Raw genomic sequence first — 1,394 nt, 5'->3', positions numbered from 1 at the left:
CCTGACCACCCACGAAGGATCACCATTCAGTTACACCACTTCCAGGGGCTTGACCAACTCGCACTCCCGGAGGACCGGTCACACTTCTTCATCGTCTCGGCCCAGACCGAAGACAAGGGAGGCCCCCGCTTCATCAATCCCGAGAAGTACTTCGCCAGCGCTCCCGTCACCTACGACCGACTCATGGCCGCCCCAGCAGGGGCCGTCGCGACCGGCATCGACAATGGACTGTCCTCTGTCTCTCAAGAGGAATTCGACGCCGCATGCCCCAGCAGCTAGCGCACTCACTCGGACAGGCTCGCCCCTCGAGGGTCCTCCCACATACAGGCCCACACTGAGCGGGCGACCCACGTCCGGCGAGTGCCGATAATGTTGCATTCCGTCAAGTACGCAGGTCAGCGGGGTACAACTGTGCAGGAGATCGACGTTTCTGGCCCCTGCGACGTGAACGGATCGCCCTCAGCGCTCGTCGACGCTCGGGCGCGCCATCAGCTGATCGAGGATCAAATGTGACACCCCCTGAGACAGGCCCCGAAGGCCGGTCGGACCTCGCTGTTCGACGCACAATCGAGCCACACGGCGTGATCGTGCCGGCGCGAATGACCGGTGACGAGCCCCTCACTGCTGGCGGCAACAATCTCCCAGGCGGGCCGGTGATCGACTTTTGGCGATGGTCAATGTCGAGTTTGCTCGACAATACCGTCCGCGGCCTGTTCGCCGAGTATCTCGTCGCTCGCGCGCTCGGAGTCACTCACGCCGGCGTACGCGTCGAATGGGACGCCGTCGACATCGTCACCGAGAGCGGACTGCGGGTCGAGGTCAAATCCGTCTCGTTCCTGCAGAGCTGGGCGCAGACTCGTGCCTCCACCCCCACCGTGAGCATTCCCGAGACCCTGGCGTGGGATGCACACACCGGCCGGTACGAGCCTGCGTCTCGGCGTCAAGCCGATGTGTACGTCGTCTGCGTCCTCGACGTCACTGACGTGGCTGACCTGGATCCGCTGAACCTGGATCACTGGCGCTTCCTCGTCGTACCTACACGCGTTCTCAACACAGAAGTCCCGGGCCAGAAGTCGATCGTCCTCCACCGCCTGGCCGCCCTGCCTGGTGTCACCGAGTGCACCTACACCGACCTCCGGGACACTGTGGAAACAGTGGGAACGCCCTAATCTAAGGCGAGGGGCGGCCCGTAATTTCAGGCCACGGGGCCACGCCGATAAGTCGCGATTTGACGGGCTTCGGCGCTGTCCACGCCACCTTTAGCTCCCCTCGTGGCTAGTCGAGCTCCAGCAACCTAAGCTCGCTTCATGGAGTTTGTGCGATCAGTTCCGGTGCCGTTTGGCAGATAGGGCTTGTCGGTACCGCGGGTCCGGCGAGTTGGTACCGCTGTTCCG

The 1,394-nt window shown here is 63.4% G+C and carries 1 protein-coding gene and 1 pseudogene; both read left to right on the top strand.

Annotated elements, in window-relative coordinates; all coding sequences use genetic code 11:
- Window positions 1-279 (top strand): annotated as a pseudogene (locus tag NR111_RS18180) (hypothetical protein); the annotation flags it as partial.
- 320 nt (window positions 280-599) lie between these two features.
- Complete coding sequence (locus NR111_RS18175) at window positions 600-1,169, top strand: hypothetical protein (RefSeq protein ID WP_256821621.1); 570 nt, start codon at window positions 600-602, stop codon at window positions 1,167-1,169.
- The last annotated feature ends 225 nt before the right edge of the window (window positions 1,170-1,394 follow it).

Origin of the sequence: Dietzia sp. Die43 (genome assembly GCF_024519835.1) — a bacterium.
In the GTDB taxonomy this organism is placed as follows: domain Bacteria; phylum Actinomycetota; class Actinomycetes; order Mycobacteriales; family Mycobacteriaceae; genus Dietzia; species Dietzia kunjamensis.
The sequence above is the reverse complement of the archived record's forward strand: the minus strand, read 5'-3'. Positions and strand labels throughout refer to the sequence as shown.